This window comes from Micromonospora sp. WMMA1976 (genome assembly GCF_027497335.1).
Taxonomy (GTDB): domain Bacteria; phylum Actinomycetota; class Actinomycetes; order Mycobacteriales; family Micromonosporaceae; genus Micromonospora; species Micromonospora aurantiaca.
In genome coordinates, this window is record NZ_CP114912.1 from 2,199,566 (window position 1) to 2,217,267 (window position 17,702).

General features: G+C 70.1%; 12 protein-coding genes. 2 read left to right on the plus strand and 10 right to left on the minus strand.

The annotated features are described in order from the left end of the window. Positions 1-6: 6 nt before the first annotated feature. On the minus strand, positions 7-795 hold the full coding sequence (istB, locus tag O7546_RS10315; RefSeq protein ID WP_281600163.1) for an IS21-like element helper ATPase IstB: 789 nt from the start codon (positions 793-795) through the stop codon (positions 7-9). Next, the gene (gene istA / locus O7546_RS10320) at positions 795-2,021 is read right to left on the minus strand and encodes an IS21 family transposase (RefSeq protein WP_281600164.1); all 1,227 of its coding nucleotides are present in this window, start codon (positions 2,019-2,021) and stop codon (positions 795-797) included. Before istA ends, istB begins: the two co-directional genes overlap by 1 nt. Here istA and O7546_RS10325 point away from each other — a divergent pair. Both O7546_RS10325 and O7546_RS10330 read left to right on the plus strand, forming a co-directional pair. Then, entirely contained in the window at positions 1,921-2,493 is a 573-nt protein-coding gene (locus tag O7546_RS10325) for a hypothetical protein (RefSeq protein WP_281601197.1), read from the plus strand. The genes istA and O7546_RS10325 overlap by 101 nt on opposite strands. Then, complete coding sequence (locus O7546_RS10330) at positions 2,490-3,194, plus strand: creatininase family protein (protein ID WP_281600815.1); 705 nt, start codon at positions 2,490-2,492, stop codon at positions 3,192-3,194. The genes O7546_RS10325 and O7546_RS10330 overlap by 4 nt, the downstream gene beginning before the upstream one ends. A 2,107-nt stretch (positions 3,195-5,301) precedes the next feature. Here O7546_RS10330 and cas6 read toward each other — a convergent pair. From cas6 to O7546_RS10370, 8 genes are all read right to left on the minus strand, one after another. Next, positions 5,302-6,009, minus strand: coding sequence for a CRISPR-associated endoribonuclease Cas6 (gene cas6 / locus O7546_RS10335; protein ID WP_281600816.1), 708 nt, complete (start codon positions 6,007-6,009; stop codon positions 5,302-5,304). Between the two features lie 57 nt (positions 6,010-6,066). Then, entirely contained in the window at positions 6,067-8,622 is a 2,556-nt protein-coding gene (locus O7546_RS10340; protein ID WP_281600817.1) for a TIGR03986 family CRISPR-associated RAMP protein, read from the minus strand. Then, positions 8,619-9,257, minus strand: coding sequence for a CRISPR-associated protein Csx19 (csx19, locus tag O7546_RS10345; RefSeq protein ID WP_281600818.1), 639 nt, complete (start codon positions 9,255-9,257; stop codon positions 8,619-8,621). The genes O7546_RS10340 and csx19 overlap by 4 nt, the downstream gene beginning before the upstream one ends. Further along, the gene (locus tag O7546_RS10350) at positions 9,254-10,924 is read right to left on the minus strand and encodes an RAMP superfamily CRISPR-associated protein (RefSeq protein ID WP_281600819.1); all 1,671 of its coding nucleotides are present in this window, start codon (positions 10,922-10,924) and stop codon (positions 9,254-9,256) included. Before O7546_RS10350 ends, csx19 begins: the two co-directional genes overlap by 4 nt. Beyond that, on the minus strand, positions 10,924-13,350 hold the full coding sequence (locus O7546_RS10355) for an RAMP superfamily CRISPR-associated protein (RefSeq protein WP_281600820.1): 2,427 nt from the start codon (positions 13,348-13,350) through the stop codon (positions 10,924-10,926). Before O7546_RS10355 ends, O7546_RS10350 begins: the two co-directional genes overlap by 1 nt. Further along, entirely contained in the window at positions 13,347-14,987 is a 1,641-nt protein-coding gene (locus O7546_RS10360) for a hypothetical protein (protein WP_281600821.1), read from the minus strand. The genes O7546_RS10355 and O7546_RS10360 overlap by 4 nt, the downstream gene beginning before the upstream one ends. A gap of 1 nt (position 14,988) precedes the next feature. Beyond that, the gene (locus O7546_RS10365; RefSeq protein ID WP_281600822.1) at positions 14,989-17,157 is read right to left on the minus strand and encodes a hypothetical protein; all 2,169 of its coding nucleotides are present in this window, start codon (positions 17,155-17,157) and stop codon (positions 14,989-14,991) included. Between the two features lie 122 nt (positions 17,158-17,279). Continuing rightward, the gene (locus O7546_RS10370; RefSeq protein WP_281600823.1) at positions 17,280-17,660 is read right to left on the minus strand and encodes a hypothetical protein; all 381 of its coding nucleotides are present in this window, start codon (positions 17,658-17,660) and stop codon (positions 17,280-17,282) included. Between the last annotated feature and the right edge of the window lie 42 nt (positions 17,661-17,702).

Sequence of the window (17,702 nt, forward strand, 5' to 3'; positions counted from 1 at the left end):
TGATGTTCAGTCGTTGGTCTTGGTGGCTGCGGGGACGCGGCCGAGGTCGCGGTCTTTGAGTCGGTAGCTGTCGCCCTTCATCGAGATCACCTCGGCGTGGTGAACGAGGCGGTCGATCATGGCTGCGGCGACGACATCGTCGCCGAACACTTCGCCCCAGCGGCCGAAGGGCTTGTTGCTGGTGACGATCAGGGTGGCTCGTTCGTAGCGGTTGGAGACGAGCTGGAAGAACAGGTTCGCGGCTTCGGCTTCGAAGGGGATGTAGCCGACCTCGTCGACGATCAGCAGCGGGATCCGGCCGAGTTTGACCAGTTCGTCTTGCAGGCGGCCGGCGTGGTGGGCATCAGCCAGGCGGGACACCCACTGGGCGGCGGTGGCGAACGCGACCCGGTGTCCTGCCTGGCAGGCCCGGATCCCGAGGCCGATGGACAGGTGGGTTTTGCCGGTGCCGGGCGGGCCCAGGAAGACGACGTTCTCTCGGCCGGTGATGAAGTCGAGGGTTCCCAGATGGGCGATGGTCTCCCGCTTCAACGACCGTTGGTGGTCGAAGTCGAACTCCTCCAGGCTCTTGCGGGCCGGAAACCTGGCTGCCCGGATGCGTCCTTCTCCGCCGTGGGCTTCGCGGGCGGCGACCTCGCGTTGCAGGCAGGCGGCGAGGAACTCCTCATGCGTCCACGACTCTGCCCGGGCCCGCTCCGCCAGGCGCTCCACCGACGCGGCCAGGGACGGCGCCTTCAGGGCACGGGTGAGGAACGCGATCTCGGATGCGACGTTGCGGCTGGTCTTGGCGGCCATCACGCAGCCACCTCGTCCAGGCCGAACATCCGGTCGTAGTCGCTCAACGGCCGGCGTTCGACTTGGGCGTCGACGGCGGCCGTCGGGGTGCGTTGGGCGGCGATGCGCAGATCGGCGGCGGCTTGGCGGTGGGCGGGGTCGGTGATGCTCTGATGCTTGGCCCAGCAACGGTCGTGCCGGGCCACCGGTCGGCCGTCGCAGAGCACCGTCACGTGGTCGCAGTCGGCGGTGACCTCGACCCGCCGGCCGACCACTGACGGGTGCACCGAGTAGTCGTTGCCGTCCAAGCGGACGTAGTGATCGCGGGGCAGCCGGGTGGCCTGCCGCCACCCGACCACCGGCGCGACCGGCGGCAGCGGCAGCATCACCTGCCGGTCGGCGTCCCACCGCTCCGCCGGGCGGCAGCCCAGCATCCGGTGCTGGCGGTTGTTCGCCCGCACCAACCACTCGGACAGCTGAGCGTTGAAGTCGCCGGGTGAACCGAACCGGCGTCCGGGCAGGAACGAGGTCTCCAGATAGCCGTTGGCCCGTTCGACCAGGCCCTTCGATTCCGGGTCCGCCGGCCGGCACTGGATCACCTTGATGCCGAGGGTGCCGCGGAAGGCGTTCATCGCCTCGGTCAGCTGCGGCCTGCCGGCCCGCCACTGCCCGACGGCGGACTCGTTGTCCCACACCAACGCCTTGGGCACCCGCCCCCAGCCGGAGATCAGCGTCCAGTGTCCGACCAGCAGGTCCGGCGACTGCCGCGACGGGATCATCACCGCAGACAGCCACCGCGAATACCCCGACACCATCACCAGCACCGGCGGCCGACCGACCTGCCCGAAGCCCAACGGCACGTCCGCCGGCGGGAACCACAGATCACACTGCGCCAGCTCACCCGGCAGATACTCCGTCCGCTGAGCCGGATCCGGCCGGCGGAACAACGGCCGCAGCTGCTGCACCCGATCAGAGAACACCGTCTTGCCGCGAGTCCACCCGACCCGCTCCATGATCACCGTCGTCGGCATGTCCGGGAACTCCGCCAACAACGCCCTGATCTGCGGCTCCACCGCGTCCACGATCGAACCCTTCGCCGCCCGCTGATAGCGAGGCGGCTCATGACTGGCCAAAGCCTTACGCACCGTGTTCCGCGAGACCCCCAGCCGACGGCAGATGGCCTTGATCGCCATCCGCTCCGCCCGGTACAACCGACGGATCTCCGCCCAGTCCTCCACGCTCAGCACCTCCCGATGCTTCCGGAAGGGGTCAAAATTCAGCCGGAACCACGGGGTCAGTTTTCAGGCGGAGCCGACAGCCGAAGCCGTCGATGACTCAGACACCATCGGTCGGCACTGCACCCGTACCTACGTGCTGGCGTACGAAGGACAGTGCCATCTCATCCTGGGTCAGGCGAAGCAGTCCATCGGTGTCCTCGAGACTGTCCTCGGCGCCTGGCCGTCTGCCTATCGGCAGGACGAAGGCCTCGCCCGTACCTGGCTCGCGACCGGCTACGCGCACCTCGGTCGCATCGAGGAAGCTGCCGAGCAGGGCGAGAAGGCGCTCACCATCGCCTTCGACGCAGGATCCTTGCGTCTGATCAAAGCGCTGGGGCGCGTGAACCACGAGCTCGGATCGCGGCGCGTGACGGATGAGGCGCAGCGTTTCCGCGATCGACTTGCCATTGCGGATCAAGTGGTCGGCAGAATGGGCCAGTGAACCTATGGACCACAGCAACGACCACGGAGGCGGCCCGCCGCGCGGCATCAGTAGCCGTTCTACCGGTCGGCAGCTTTGAGCAGCACGGTTCCTATCTCCCGCTGGCCACCGACACCATCGTCGCCAGCGCGATCGCCGCAGCTGTTGCCGACCGCTATGACCTGCTGCTACTCCCGCCAATCACGATCTCCTGCTCGCACGAGCACGCCGCCTGGCCGGGAACAGTCAGCATCTCCGCACGCACACTTGACGCGATCATCACAGACGTCAGGGAGTCGCTTCAGCACTCAGGCGTGGAGCGCCTTGTGATCGTAAATGGTCACGGCGGCAACTACGTGCTCTCGAACGTTGTGCAGCAGGCCAACGTTGCCCGGCCCCAGCTCGCGCTCTTCCCGAACCGGCAGGCATGGGAGGTCGCATGCCAGGATGCCGGCATCGTTAGCTCCATGCACGACGACATGCATGCCGGAGAGATCGAGACCTCCGTGTTGCTCGAGGTGGCACCGGAAAGTGTGCGTGAAGGATATGACCGGGAAGACCACGTGGCCGAGCACCCGCACCTGCTCACCCTCGGCATGCGCGCGTACACCGAGTCGGGGGTGATCGGACGACCCTCTCTCGCGTCGAGTGACAAGGGGCGCCTACTCCTCGCTAGCCTGACGGCCAGCTTTCGGGAGACGTTGGAGTTCTTGAACAAATAGTCAGTCAGGGCCCCTGGCGTCGCTATCAGTGACGTTGGCTAATTGGTTCCCGATAGTCGGTTCGCTTCCCCGCGAGATGCGATCCCTCTAGGGGGTAACGAGCACTTCCGCGACATCCCCTGGCACGCCCTCGGCATGATCCTATTGCGATCCCTCCACGGGTGATGAGCGAGCGGTGCACCGCGAACGCATGGGAGATGCTCGTTCCGTTGCGATCCCTGCAGGAGGATGAGCGACCATTTGGGAGTTCGCATGTCCAAGCTTTCCGAGCAGCTGTTGCGATCCCTCCAGGGGTGATGAGCGACGGTCCCACGAGATCCAGATCGCGATGGCGTTCGGCGCGCTGCCATCCCCCAGGGTAATGAGCGACCGGCCAACTACAAGCGCATCCAGGGCCTGAAAATGAGGATGCGTCCCCTCCATGATGCGCGACTGAACGCTGCTGATCTGTCCTAACAGCAGCGCAGGCGCGGCCGTGTCTTAAGCCCTCAGAGTGACAAGCCCCTGCCCCTGCTACTGCCTTTGCAGGATGACACCGGCGCTGCTGGCAGACAACGCCTTCACGGAGTTCGTTTTAGATCAAGGGCAAGTACAAGATTCAGGACTGGTTGTTTCGATCCCTTAAGGGGTGATGACTGTCAGCAGAGCGCCTGGCTTCCAACCAGGCGATTGGAGTCGTTGCGATCCCTTAATCAAGGAACGATTAGCGACTTGCGGAGCGGCACCGACCCAGCTCACCAACTGACGTTGCGACCCAGAGAACGGTGAGCGACCTGGCCCGAAAGCGCCACGCCCCGCAGCTAGATCACGTTGCGATTCCTCCAGTGTTGATGAGCGACCCAGCTCCGCCAGGTGGACCTCGCCGCCGCCGCGCTGTTGCGACCCCTTCAGGGGGATGAGCGACGGGTCTGCTCTCGCTGCGAGCCAGTGGCGGGAGCGGTAGTTGCGATCCCTCCAGGGATGATCAGCGACGTGACTCCAACCAGTCGATCTACGGCTTTTCGGGCGCGGTGTTGCGATCCCTCCGGGTAACTTAGTAGATGTAAGAACTACGTTGCGATCCCTCCAGGGGTGATGAGCGACTGGTGGCCACCGTGCTGACCTCCGCCCTGCCGGACGCGTTGCGATCCCTCCAGGGGTGATGAGCGACGAGCGGGCGTGGTCGGCGGCGGACCGGCGCAACTTCTCGTTGCGATCCCTCCAGGTGTGACGAGCGACGCGCCACCCGCGCATGATCCTCGTCGAGTGCACTACGTTGCGACCCCTCTAGGGGTGATGAGCGACAGTTCTCCGAGCGGACCGCGCCGATCTGCCTGCGCGGGTTGCGATCCCCTCCACGGATGATGAGCTACTACGCCGTGACGTCGCACCATCTCCACGCCACGGCCGCGTTGCGATCCCTCCAGGGATGATGAGCGACCCGCAGGCGTTGCAGGTCAGCGGCTACCGGCACGCGATGCTATCCCTCCGAGCTTGATGAGCGACCAGGAGTAGCCAACCGAGACACTTGGCGTTAGCACGTTCCGATCGTGCCAGGGTGATGAGCGACGCCGACCCTGTCGCGCAGCACCGACGGCTCGCGGGTTGAGTTTCCTACTGGAAAGCGCCGTCAGCGACAGCGCACGGCCGACTTCAAGTCGCAACCCCCTACGGGGCGAAGTGATCTGGCGCAGCACCTCGAAGACGACATTGACCTTGTGCTGTTGCGATCCTTCCAGGCGAGCTAAGCAGGAACTTCGAGAATCTGATCCCAGTCGAGGTCTGCGAGTAGCGATCTCTGCAGAGTTCATGAGCGGCGTGACGGGGAGTGCCCTAAAATTGGACGGCTCTAGCAATCTTTCAGGTGCGATGAGCCAACGCCACTATACAAAATGGTCTTGACCATCGTGGTCTGGTTGCGATCCCTTCAGGTCTAATCAGCGGTGTATGACGTGCTTCAACTATCATCCGCAGCGTAGCTGCGACATGTGATAGTTGACGTCCTAGATTTGCAAGCTCGCCTGGGAGACTGTGTTGCGGTTCATGTGCTAGGCGGAGGCGCCGCAGACCCCAGCGTTGCAGTGGGTGCGTATTCAGCACGCACAGGTCGCGCCGCCGGCGACGGTGCTCACCGCACCCAGCCGAAGCCCTGGATGTTGGCAACTCCCAGGCCCCACTCGCGGAGTGCCCCGATCAGGCGGGGGTCCGCGTGGATCCGAAGTGTCACCGTCGCTCCAATCCGGGTGCCGCGCGCGGCTTCGAAGCGTCGTCGCGGCCCGGCTGCCAGAACCTCGAGTTCGGCATCGCCCGGCAGGCCGAGCACGTCGGCCTTGTGACGGATGTTGGCGGCCAGCGCCGGGACGTATCCGTCGTCGTCGGGCAGCAGGTACCGGTTCTTGTCGGCCTTGACCAGCACAGGTGAGCGGGTCTCCAGCACCGCCGGCGATTCCGGGCTGGTCAGCGGCTCCAACTGGGCGCCCTTGACGGCGAGGGTGACCGGTCCCCACCGCAGCTCGCGGCGGCTGGTGACGCTGGCCAGCAGTGAGGCCGCCAGCGCGGGCATCGGGGACCCGAACCAGATCCGGCCGTTCGGCGACATCATGTACGCGCTGCGCTTCCTCCGCGCACCGAGGAAGACCGGAGGTGAAATCCCCACCGGCCGCAGGGTGCTCTGCCCCCAGCCATCGTCGTGCAGGTGGGTGGCCAGGATGGGGGCCTGGTCGGCGATCAGGCTGTAGACCACGGCATGGGCCACGCCGTGCACGTACTTCCAAGGGAGTTGCGCGTCGGGTCCGGCGACGTCTGCGTAGAACCGCATGAACTGGTCTCCATTCAACTGTCCAGGGTGATGTCCAAAGCAGGCAGGGCAGTTGCTGGGCTGCCTGCCGGGAGCTCATGAGGGGCGCTGGCCGCGCTTGTTCCTCCCGGCGGATCCGGGCCGCGCGGCAGCATGGTTCTGCCCTGAGTTGGTCTTGTGCGCGGCGCCCGGCGTCGGGCCGGGACGCCGCTGCTGAGGCGCCGGCTTCGACGACTTGCGGCCGGAACCGCCTCGATCGGTCCGATCCGAGCTGGTCTCGGCGAGGTACGGCAACTGCTGCTCGGCGTCGCGTACGTGCGGCAGTGCCCATCCCTCGACGGCCTTGCCGCCCTTGATCCGGTCGTTCTCGACGAACCACCTGTAACTCTCGGCCTGCGGCTCCGGAGAGGTGCGCGGATAGTGCACCGGGCTGGCGACGGCTGCGGCGGCGGCCAGGTACGACGTGGTCGCCTCCCGCAGCACCTCGTTGCCGCGGCTCACGGCGTCGAAGCGATCGGCCAGCGCGGTGAGCTGACCGGCGTCGACGGGCTCCGGCCGAGTCAGTCGCAGCCAGCCGGCGCGGACACCGGCCCCATCCCAGAGCCGGGTAGGGTCCCAGTCGAGCTGGACGGTGACGACGCCGAAGCCGTACGGCTTGCCGGCGCCGAGTCGAAGCGGGGTGTCCTGGCCCCTGGTCAGCAGCCACAGCAGGGCGCCGAGTTCAGCGGTGGGCACCCCATCGAGGAACAGTTCGACCTGGAAGGTCGCGCCGGGGCGGACCCAGCCACGGTGGCGGACGAGCTGCGACGAGTGCTCCTCGTGGTCCTTCAAGGCCAGATAGCCCCGCGCGGGGTCGTTGCTGCTCCGGGTGGGTTGCCAGTACTCCGGCTTCTCGTCTCGCCAGCGGTACATCTTTCGGCCCCGCAGCCCGCCGCCGTCCGCGTACCCCTCGGTTTTGCTGGCCGCCCGGGGCATGGGCTTTCCCGTCTGGTCGGGGGAGGCGTAGAAGCGGAACTGGGTGGGCTTGGGGCTGCTCAGCGGGGCGAGGGTCACGCCCTCGGCCGGGAAAGCGGCCGGTCGCCAGTCGTCCGTCAAGCAGGTGATCGAGCGGACCCGAAGCCGTCCGCGGTAACCGGAGGCGCCGTCGTTGGTGTCGGTCTCGTCATCGCTCCGACCCGGTGACACCCACCCGAACAGCCGGTCGGCGGGGGAGAGCTGCTCCCGGTCTCGTGCCGGGTGCAGGCTCTCGTGCAGCAAGTCACCGGGAGAGGCATCGAACGGCAGGCGGCCGATCATGACGGGGTGCACTTCGGTGACTTGCTTGCGCGCCTCGTCGTACTTGACGTAGACGAGCGTGCCGGGCGGGAGCCCGCGCAGTTCCGGGCTGCTGGGCACGTGCTGGGAGCGTTCGATCCCGTTCGCGGTGGCCGGGTCACGACGGTAGGTGGCCTTCGGGTCGTGGTAACCCTGCGCCTGGTCGTATGCCCGCAGCACCGACTGCCAGTAGCTCACATGCTCGTCGGTGACGGGGACATCCAGGCCCGAGGTTTCCACGAACAGCCGCTCGTTATGCTTGCTCGCGATGGAGTGCCCGGTGGCGGAGAGCCATCCCCGCACGATCCGGTGCCGACCATCGCCGTGGGCGCCGCGCGGCGAGGCATGCAGGTGCGCCTGGAGTTCCTGCTCGGTCCGCGCGAGGTCGGTCGCGCGCCAGGTGCGAGACCCTCCGTTGCCTGGCACCGCCACCCGTGCGTACACCTGCGCCCCGTGGTGTCGGGACAACGGCCCGGCGGCCAGGTCGCCGAGGCGGTGCACGGGATCCTTGCCGTAGGCCGGCACCAGAGCGGCGTACTGCGCCTGGTTGCCGCTGCGGCTGCGCTGCGCCCACTCGGCGTCACCGCGGCACAGCCGGAAGAACCTGGTGCCGTCCTCGTCCTGGTGGACGCGGGCCGGCGTGAGCTCGAGGGCCGTGTTAGCGGGCACGCGGTAGGCGAGGCGCTCGTGATGTTCGAAGAAGACGCCGTACCGGCTGGCGGTGATCGTCTCGTAGGCGCTGCGGAGCGCGCCCTTGAACGACGCGCCGTGGATCAACGGCCGTCCGTCCGGATCCGTTCGTACGTCGAAGGTCCGGATCCCGTCCTTCGGCTGGCTCGCGGCGGGCACCGGCAGCAACAGCGGGGTGACCGTGGTCAAGGTCAGGGCCAGGGTTCCGCTCCACTGCCCGTCCCGATGGTAGGCGTGACTGGGCGGCGAGCCGTCGTCGAGGTCGGTGCCGGCGAGCCGGCTGCCGCTCCCGGTGCTTCGCGGCAGGGTGGGCACGAACGTGTACGGGTTGACGAAACCGCCCGCCGTCGCGATGGTCGCGCTCCGCGCGCGGTCTGGGGTGACGCTGGCCAGTGAGGCCACGCCGGCCAGTCGGGCGGATCGCCTCCCGTTGTCGGCCAGGTCGATGGTCACCTCCACATCGACGCTCTGACCTTCTGCCATGGTCGCCACGTGTTCGGCCAGGGCATCGTCCCACTGCGACCGGTTGACCTGCTTCGGCTTGGCGTCCTTCGCCCTGTCGCTCGTGCGGATCGGTCCCTCGAGGATGTCGCCGCGCTTGGTGAGCGTCGTTGCGATGACCTTCTTCAGCTTGTCGGCCGGTGTCATGCCGACGTCCTCTCCGAACTGGGCGTGATGACGGCGGTCGTGACGCGTACCTCCGCCGTGGTGATGGCCCGCAGTCCGACCGTGCGGGTGTCGACGACGTCGACGTTTCCGTGCTCGTCGTGCACGAGGTACTCGACGGTGTCGATGACGAACGCCTCCCCGTCGGTCGCCGTCACCGGCAGGTGGGCGGCGGCGTACCGCTCGCTGCCCAGCGTGGTCCAGCCCGGTACGTCGTAAGTCCGGGCGGCGCCGGCGAGCAGCCGGCTGTGGGTGTCGCCCCGTCGGGGCGGCGGCTCGGCGGTGACCGGCTCACCGTCCGGCAGGTCGGCCAGCGTCTCGCCGACGGCTATCGCCGGGCCGCGCCCGTCCGGGGTCCGCAGCCACCGCAGCTCGCGCTCGCCGTCGAACAGCAGCATCTCGTACGCCTCGGCGAGGACGTCGCCGGCGGCGGCGCCGGTTTCGACGGCGCCGGCGGGCCCGACGCGCAGCCAGGTCGCGGACCGCGCGGAAAGGGCGTAGCCGATCACCTGCCGTCCCGGGGGTGTGCCGGGGGCGAACCAGGCGACCGCGTCGGCGGCGCTGAGCGAAGCGGCGCGTACGGCGTGCAGCACCGCACGATTCGGGTCGGTGGTCACGCTGCTACCTCCTGGAACGTGTGCTCCCACCGGGCCATGGCGTCGATGACCTCTTGGGGCGGATCGGCGAGGATGCTGTCGAGCGTCTGTCCGGCCAGCGCCCGCCACGGGCCGCTCAGCCCGTCGCCGTCGAACGCCACGCCGGTCACCTCGATCTGGCCCCGGCCGCGGGTGCCGCCGTAGCCGAGACTGAGCCATCCGTCCCGCAGGTCTCGCAGGAGGAGCAGCAGCAGTGGCAGCGCCAGCGTGGGCGAGCCGTCGTCGCCGTCACGGCCCAGCCAGGCGGTGTCGACGTCGATGCGTACGGGTTCCCACGCGACGGTGCTCGCCGGGTCGAGGACGCTGAACAGCCGGTGGTCGCCGGCTCCACCGGTCCAGCGGTCGATGGCGACGTGGTCGCTGACTCCGAGCGCGACAGCCGAGGAGATCCCGTCCAGCTTGTTCCGCAGAGCCGAGCGGGCCCGATCCCGCTCGGTGTTGCGCAGCTGACGCTCTTCCCGATCCTTTCCCGGGGTGACGGGCACCGGATCGGGGCTGACGGAGAGGATCTCGTTCCAGCTCTCGGCGCTGATCTTTCCGACGCTGTGGCAGTCGGCCACGGTCAGGGCGCCACGCCGGCCGGGGCTGCTCTTCCCGGTCTCGGCTGTGGAGAGCTGATCGGGGGCGTCGGGTCGGCTGGCGCGTCTGCCGGTCGGCGCCGATCCGAAGAGCACGTCGACACCGGGCGGTGGTTGGCGCAGTGCCGTCTGGAACCTCTCCGGCGCGTCCCGGCCCTGCAATGTGCGGACGATCCGTTCGGCGTGTGCCCGGACCGCGCCGCGGACCGACGAGCCCGGCAGCAACAGCCGCACCGTTCCGTCGGCGGCGGTCTCGGTGAGCGGCAGCGTGTCGACCACGGTGCCGCTGATCGAGTCCCGGACCAGCAGCGGACCGGCCGGCCGCCAGGCGACGGTGATCCGCAGCCGGCCGTCCGGCGGTGAGACATCCGCCTGCGGCTCAGGCGTTGTGGTGGGGGCGGACCCGGTCAGCCAGGAGATCAGGCCGGCCGGCTGGGACAGGTCGGCGCGGCGGAACGTGACGTCGCGCAGCTCGACCCGGCCGAACCCCCGACCACGGCCGGCGCCGATCGGCACCCGGGCGTGGGTCAGGCCGGCGATCATGGCGTTGACGGCGTCGCCCACCAGCGCCGGCCATCCGCCGGGGTGGTCCGGGCCGGCAGCGGTCATCGGGGTGTCGGCGATCAGCCGCAGCGCGAATCTGGTCCCGGCGGGCAGCACCTGGCGGGTGTAGAGGAAGTTGGCGGCCGCGCTGGCCGAGCGCCGGTCGATGCCGACGCCGTCCCGGACTGCCAGGGCGACGTCGTCGCCGATGAGGTGTGCGTCGTCGACGCGGATCCAGGACGGTGTTCCGCCCCGGCCGGTGGTGGCGATGTGCCCGAAGAGGGCGTTCATGAGCTCGACGGGACGGTCACGGAAGGGGTCGACGCCGGCGAGGTAGGCCCGCAGCGCGCCGGCGATCGAGGTACCGGGCAGGCACGGTCGGCCGGTGCCGTCGAGGGCGACGGTCAGGTTGGCCTCGGGCGTGGTGTCCCAGCCACCGACATGGACCGGGCCGAGGCAGGTGAGGGTGCCGAGCACTTCGGTGCGGATCCCGATGGACTGACCCATCAGCGTGCCTCCTTGGCCGTGGTCCGGGCAGGGCTGGGCGCCGTTCGGTTCTTGGCTCGGGCGCCGACGCCCGGCCCGGTGGCGTTGCCAAGTTGCCGAAGAAGACGACGCAGCGCGTCGGTGACCGCGATCGTCAACGCCTCGGTGTGCAGCACCTGCCGTATCGCGTCCTCCCGGCCGGGAGCGAGGGCCAGTGCTGGTTGCTCCTCAGCCAGCTGGAGGCGCTCCCAGAGCAGGGCCGGACTGTCGAGCAGCAGCCGCGCCAGCTCATCCAGGACTGACTCGGGTTCGGCCTTCTCGTTCCGGGTCGGTTTCTCCCACATCTTTCGGCGGGCGGGGACCGCCCTGGTCGCCTCGATCCAGTGCCGGACCATGTCCCGCCCACTCGGCAGGGTCAGCCGCTCCAGTTGGGCGCGCAGCGAGCCGAGCTGGGCCCGGTTCCCGGCGAGCCGACTGATGCCCGGGACCAGGTCGTCGGGCGCCAGTTCGGCGCTGGCCCGCCGGATGGCCCGCCGCCAGGCGTTGACCTCCAGCGGATGGGGTTCGCGGGGCAGCTCCGTCGGCCTCACCTGCGGGTCGGCGGATCCGTGGGAGAAGTCGACCGCCGGATCGTCGGCGGTCAGCTCCGGCGGGTTGAACCGGATGCGGCCGTACCCCTCGGCGGTGCGTTCGCCGATGCCGTCGCGCTCCAGTTCCGCCAGTCGGTCGGGGCCGACCGGGCCGGTCACGACGAGGGTGACGACGCTGCCGGCGCGCAGTGCGACCTGGCTGGGACGAGGTCGGCCCCAGGCGACTGCGAAACCTTCCCGCCTGGTCACCGCCGCGGCCGTGTCGGCGTCGTGTACCTCGACCGACGCGGGAGCCAGCGCGGCCGACAGCGTCTCCGCCAGGGCCTGCGGGGACGGGTCGGGGACGAGCCGCTTGTCGCGGAGCAGCACGTCGGAGACGCACCACACCCGCAGCCGGTCCCCGAGAACCGGTGGCGGGGGATCCCGCAGCGGGTCGACGATCGCGACGACCTCGACCAGCCCGAAGTCGTCCTTGCGGGACCGGCCGAACCGCAGCCGTTCACCCTTGCCCAGCCGAAGTCGAGCCCGGGCCGGCAGCCGGATGTCGGTGCAGAGCAGCGTGCCCGGCGCGATGCCGAGGTAGGTGTAGACGCCGCCGCTGTCGATGGTCGGTCGGCGGGCCTCGTCATCGACCACCGCGTGGGTCGACGCTGTCATGGCCGAGTCGACGTGCCGCCAGCCGTCCCCGTCGCGCACGATCCACCCGGACATCGCCCTGGCGCGCTCGTCGTGCGTCGCCGCGCTGCTCAGCGTGTTGTGCACCGTCCGCCCACGGCCCTTGTCCCCTCGCTGCCACACCCGCGGCACCGGCTGCGCCGGCCGTACCGTCCTCGGGTCCTCCGGATCGGCGACGGCCGGCACGGCATCGCCGACGGCGACGTCGCTCACCCCGATCCGGCCAGGCCCGTCGTGTGCCACGCGGGACAGCACGGTGCCCAGCAGAGCCGTGCCGGGGATGGCGTCACGGCTGGAGACGACGTTGCCCAGCACACCGTCCGCGACCACCACCGGGGTGAGTACCCGCAGCGCCACCCGCACGGTCCGTCGCCCATCGGCGTTCACCCGGTCGTACGGATAGAACGTGACCGGATCCGCTGCGGCCGGTGGGGCCGGCGGCGTGGCCGGAACCCCGGCGGACAGCAGCTGGTTCAGCCGTGGATCGGTCACCGTCGGGTGCCCGTCCGCGTGGTTTAGGCGAGCGCCGGACAGCAGGACCGCGACTCGCCCGCTGCCTCGGTTCCGCTTGCCGCCGACGGCCTCGACCAACCGGGCGCCCGCGCGCAGCAGCAGCTCCGCCGGCACCGGCAGCGGAACGGGCGTCGCCGAGCCGTCCGGCCCGGCGCCCGCCATGGCGACGGTGATGCGGGAGTGCAGCTGCAACGACCGGATCGCCCGCTCCTCGACCCGCAGCAATCGGTCGGCGGCTGTACCGGTGGCGTCGTCGATGGCCACCCCCGGTCGAAGCAGGACGGCCGCTTGCGCCAGGGCCGGTCGGCCCCGTACCCCGGCGCGCAGCCATTCCGGGGCCCGGGCCGGAGTCAGGCGCAGCGCCGCCGGGATCGGCGGCCGCCCGGACCGCGCGGTGAGATCGTCGCGTTGCGCGGGTTGGGACCCGAACAGCCAGGTCACCCAGGCCTGCCAGGCGTGCGGCCGGTCGGCGGCCTGGTCGAAGGTGGCGGCGACCGTCTCGCACGCATCGCGCCACACCCCCACCAAGGTCTTCGCCGGTACGAACGGCAGCTTGTCGGCGTCCCGCCGGACCTCGGCGTCGATGGTGCCCAGTTGGCCCTGGCCGGTGCCGACGTGCCAGTCGCTCAGGAACTCGAGCGTCACGTCGAACGTCGTGAGCAGGGTCATGCGACACCACCGTTCGTGCTGGATCCGGCTACCAGTTCCGGAGCTTGCAGGCGCAGGCCGCGCAGATGCAGCGCGTCGAAGAGCCGCAGGAACGGCTCCGGGTGGGGCTCGGTCTCAGGGATCGGGTCGGACTGCACGTCGAGCAGGCCGTGGGCCCGGTCCGGTTCGGTGGCCCGGCCCACGAGCAGCGCGAGCTGGTGCCGGTACTCGGCCAGTCCGCGGTCGGCGGCCTCCCGCAGCGTGTGGGCCTGGGCCGCCGTCAGCCAGCCGTCCGGGCCGAGCCAGCCGCTCACCTCGTCGAGCAGCTCCACGCTGCGGTGCCGAAGCTCATCCGGCAGGGCTGCGGCGCGGCCGAAAAGGTACGGCCCGGCGTGCCGGGCGACCCGCGTACCGTCGCCGTTCTGCACGTACTCGCGCAGCTCCGCCAAGTCGCGCAGGGACGAGGAGTGCGCCACGTGGAAGTCGAACCCGGCCAGGGCCCGCTCCCCGTCCTTGAACCGCTTGGCGGAGACGGTGAGGGCTTCGGCCAGGTTGTACGCGGTGCCGAACGGGTGGTGCGACTTCACCACCGCGATGCCGGCGGATGCGGTGAGCCCGGCGTGCCCGGTGGCAGCCCGCGCAACGGCCGACAACGTCGGACGTTCGGCGGTGTGGCGGGCGAACGCGTCGGCGAAGGCCCGCAGAAACGGCACGGCCAGCGCCGCGTCGCACGCCAGCGTCACGTCGTCGCCGCCGACCACGATCGGCAGCAGCCGCTCACGCAGGTCGTCCTCCCGCCAGCGGGCGAGAAGGTCGGCGATCGCGTCGCGTACGGCGTCCCAGGTGGCGTCGTCGAGCTCCCGCGCCACGTCGCGCTGATACCGCCGATGGGTCTCCAGCGACACCGGCCGGTTGCGGTCCCCGTACTCGGCCTGGGCCACATTTTGCACGAAGCCACGGAACAGTCCGCCGACGCCGTTGCCGTCGGCGTGGATCACGGCCACCCACCCGCTGTGCCGCAGCACGTCGAGATGTGCCGGCACCACCTCGGCCAGCTGGCCGGTGAGCTTGCCGACCAGGCGGTTCCTTGCTCGTCGGCGCGCACTGGACCGGGCCAGCATCCCGGCCGACGTCGGTACGGCGGGCTCCGCGTCGCTGTAGACCTCCTCGCGCTCGGCCGGCTGGCCACTGTCCCGACACAGCCGGTGCCAGGGAAACACCCGGTCCCGCACGAGCGGATCCGGCCGAGCGGCCCGGACCCGCGCCTGAAGCCGGTACGTCTCGACGCGCGCCTGCTCGTGGGCGGTGTCGTCCGTCGGGTCGAAGGGTGGCCCGACCACACCGGTGACCCGTAGCCCCGGCGTCTCCGCCAACGCCCGTTCGGAAACGGTACGGATCACCGCGCGGCCGGTGTCGGGAGAGTCGACCAACAGCAGCGCCTTGCCCGAGGCGGTCATCACGATCGGGTCGTAGGGCAGGCCGAGCCGGTCGACCGCCTCTCGTACCCACTCGGTGCCGACCTCGTGCACGAGCTGGGACGCGCCGACGACGTGTCGCATCCGGTTGCTGCCGAAGATGTACCGCTGGTTTCCGCCGGTCTCGATCAACACCCAGTGGCGCTCGGCGCTCGACGCGCCGGTGCTTCGATCTGTGCTCATCTCAGCTTTCACCGCCTCTGAGGAGGAGAGTGGGGGAGGAGGCGTCTGAGTCGTCCGTCTGGTGGGTGGGCTGCCGGTCGGCGACGCCGGCCAGATCGGCGCGCCAACCTCGCAGGGCGGCGTGAAGCGATCCATCGAGCTGGTGCAGATGAACGGCGCCGTCCAGCGTCGACTCCACGCCGGCGGACGTCCGGTCGGAGCTGCCGGTCGCGGCGTCGAGCAGCGCAACGGCGCCCTTGGCATCCGACGGGTCCACGCCCAGCCCATGGGAGATGGCCAGGGCCAGGGCCCGAGCCACCACCCGTGCCGTGTTCAGTGCCGCAGGCTGCGGATCTGCTCCCTCCAGCAGGGCGCGGGTGCTCGGATCGGCCAGGACCGCCCGGACATGCCGGACCGCGTCCCGCAGCACCCGCGCCCGCACACCGCGTTCCCGCTCCGGCGTGGCCAGCGCCAAGTCGGTGGCGAGTTCGGCGGCCCGCTCGTGTGCATCCCGTGCCGCCGCGGACTTCGCCGCGAACCCGGCCGGCTCCCGCCGGACCACCTCGGCGCGTACGGCCGCCACTCTTTCCTGCACAGCCAGCGCCCGGCGTAGGTCCGCCCGCCGGCCGCCCTCGGCCAACCAGGGCACGTAGTGGTGCAGGTGGAACACCTGGGCGTCGCTGACGGAGTCGACGCGGGAGGCCAGGTCATCCCCGGTGCCCAACCCCCGCGCCGCGAGGATCGCCGTCCACCAGGTGCCGACCGTCGACGCGTCCACGCCGGTGCCGCGCAGGGCGACGACACCGATCTCCAACAGGTACGCCGCCGCTCCGGGATCCAAGCGCCCGGACCGCCAGGCATCGATGGTCTGCTGCTGCGTCGCGACGAGTCGCCGTACTGCCGGATCCTCTTCTGCGACGCCGCCCGGTGCCGGTCCGGCCGGTCCCTTGGTCCGGGCCGGATCCCACACATCGAGGTACGCGGCGTACGCCCGTAGTTGCAGCGGTACGGGATCCTCGGCGTCGAGAACCTGAGCGCACCGCTGGACGGCGACGGCCACCAGCTCACGGGTTCCGGTGCGTAGCTCCGGCCAGGTGAGCAGCCACTCGTCCCGGTACCGGACGTAGTTGGCTGCCACATGCGCGACCAGCAGCTGCGCCCGCCGCTGCAACAGCGGCGCCGTGGCCAGCGCCTCACCGGCGGGCAGCACGGGCAACGCCGGCGGGCCGTTCCGGTCGGCGGCAGACGTGCCGCCGAGCGTGGCCGCCACGAAGGGCGCCACGGCGGCACCCACCCGCACCATCGCCTGAACCTGGCGGGAACCTTTCGCGTCCTCGGTCAGCCACACCACTCCTCGACCAGGTCGTCCGATGCCGAGCAGTCGGTGACACCACGCCGAGGCGATGTCGTCGAGCGCGTCCACGGTGACGAGGCCGGGGCCGGTGGTCGGATCATCGGCGAGGCGGAGGGCCGGAAGGGTCGCGTCGACGAGGTCGAACGAGGTGGGCTGCCATCGAGCCGCGGCCTGTCCCGGAGCGTCGTCGGTCTCGGCGTTCGGCGGATGGATCTCGGCCGGGGCATCATCCCCGCGCACCCCGGCCCGGTCGACCTGCGCACCCCAACGAGCAGCCAAGGATCGCTGGACCTGGCGTGCCTGGACGGCCGCGACCACGAGCGCCGGTTGCGCTCGGTAGGCCTCCAGGATCAATCCGGCCCAGACCGCCAGCCGTACCTCGGGGTCGCACCCGGTGGCAGCGAGGTGCCGGGACGCGGCTGCCACTGCGGACGCCGCGTCCCGCAGCAGCCGGTTGGCGGCGGCCAGGACCGCCGCGGCCTTGGTGTCCGGGCCGTACCGGTTCAACGTCGCGTTGGTGAGGGCGCCGGGCATCCCGCTCTGCTGGCTGGACCAGACCGAGCGGCCCGACCAGGCCCACCCGGGATGGTCGCCCTCATCGGAGCGGGCCGTCGAGGCCGCCTCCAGCCTGGACCGTTCGGCCCGATTTGGGCTCGGAGCGCCACGACCGATCTCCGCGAGGGAGAGCGCGGTGTAGTCACACACCCAGGAGCGGTGGAACGGGGGAAGGTTGGCAGCCAAGCCGAACAGGGGGGCCACCTTGCGGGCCAACCGCGCCTCCACCAGATCGGCGCGACGCGCCTCGGCCGCCGGGATTGCGGCAGGTAAGACATGCACGATCGTGAGGCTACTAGAAGTATGTAAGTAGTTAAACAACAAAAGTATCCGAACGTCGCGTGTCGTGGAACGGGGCAGATGGTGAGGTGGTCAGGAGAAGAGGACGCCCAGCAAATACGACCTCAGTCGCCGGCGGCAACCACCGGACGGGCAAGTGACCGACATCCGACAACGACACCGTCGGCGTCTCGGACGGTGTCGTGCGGGTAGAACAGGTCGTCGCGATCAGGCAAGGCCTCCGCCACCGGCCGGGCAACGATCAGCAGTACGCCAGGCCGCGCATCCGGCAGGCCGTCGACGTTGGAAGAGGCCGCGGTCCGCTTCAGTGGCACCAGCAACGGGCCGATCCGCACCGCCCCGTGGGCGCGATCCGGGAGCAGCACCAGGCGGGCCGGCGGACCGGCGGGCGCCACCTCCACCGTTGCGCTGTCGCCGATCAGGCGCACCACGTGCGGTGTCAGGTTGAGCACCTCGGGCACCGCTTCGTCGTACGCCGGCTCCATCGGATCAGCTTAAGGATTCGGCCGTGACAGCAGGTGACGATC

Bases quoted from the DNA above. Each gene is read 5' to 3' on its own strand.
- O7546_RS10360 (WP_281600821.1), bottom strand. From the start codon at position 14,987: ATGAGCACAGATCGAAGCACCGGCGCGTCGAGCGCCGAGCGCCACTGG.
- O7546_RS10355 (WP_281600820.1), bottom strand. From the start codon at position 13,350: ATGACCCTGCTCACGACGTTCGACGTGACGCTCGAGTTCCTGAGCGAC.
- istB (WP_281600163.1), bottom strand. From the start codon at position 795: ATGGCCGCCAAGACCAGCCGCAACGTCGCATCCGAGATCGCGTTCCTC.
- O7546_RS10370 (WP_281600823.1), bottom strand. From the start codon at position 17,660: ATGGAGCCGGCGTACGACGAAGCGGTGCCCGAGGTGCTCAACCTGACA.
- O7546_RS10340 (WP_281600817.1), bottom strand. From the start codon at position 8,622: ATGACACCGGCCGACAAGCTGAAGAAGGTCATCGCAACGACGCTCACC.
- O7546_RS10350 (WP_281600819.1), bottom strand. From the start codon at position 10,924: ATGGGTCAGTCCATCGGGATCCGCACCGAAGTGCTCGGCACCCTCACC.